The organism is Nocardiopsis sp. NRRL B-16309, assembly GCF_001279585.1.
In the GTDB taxonomy this organism is placed as follows: domain Bacteria; phylum Actinomycetota; class Actinomycetes; order Streptosporangiales; family Streptosporangiaceae; genus Nocardiopsis.
The window spans coordinates 1-260 of record NZ_LGEC01000040.1 but is presented as its reverse complement, the minus strand read 5'-3'; the positions used below and the strand labels follow the sequence as shown (position 1 = coordinate 260).

At 60.8% G+C, this 260-nt stretch carries 1 rRNA gene; it reads left to right on the top strand.

The window, feature by feature from the left end:
* Positions 1 to 96: ribosomal RNA gene (gene rrf / locus ADL05_RS06030) — 5S ribosomal RNA — on the top strand; the annotation flags it as partial.
* Positions 97 to 260: the final 164 nt, after the last annotated feature.

The window sequence follows — 260 nt, the reverse complement described above, 5'->3', positions numbered from 1 at the left end:
GGTCACACCCGGTCTCATTCCGAACCCGGTCGTTAAGTCTCCTTGCGCTGATGGTACTGCCCTGTGGTGGGGTGGGAGAGTAGGTTGCTGCCACGGTTTGTTTTGGAGGGGGAGAGGGCTTTCGTGGTCTTCTCCCCCTTTTTTTGTGCCCATGCTTGTGCGCTTGTGAAGTGTGATGGCGATCAAAGGCCCCAGCGCACTGCCGGGGCCGTGACGGTCGTGGGCGTCTCAGTCGAAGAGCTCTTCCGCTGTCGTGGCGG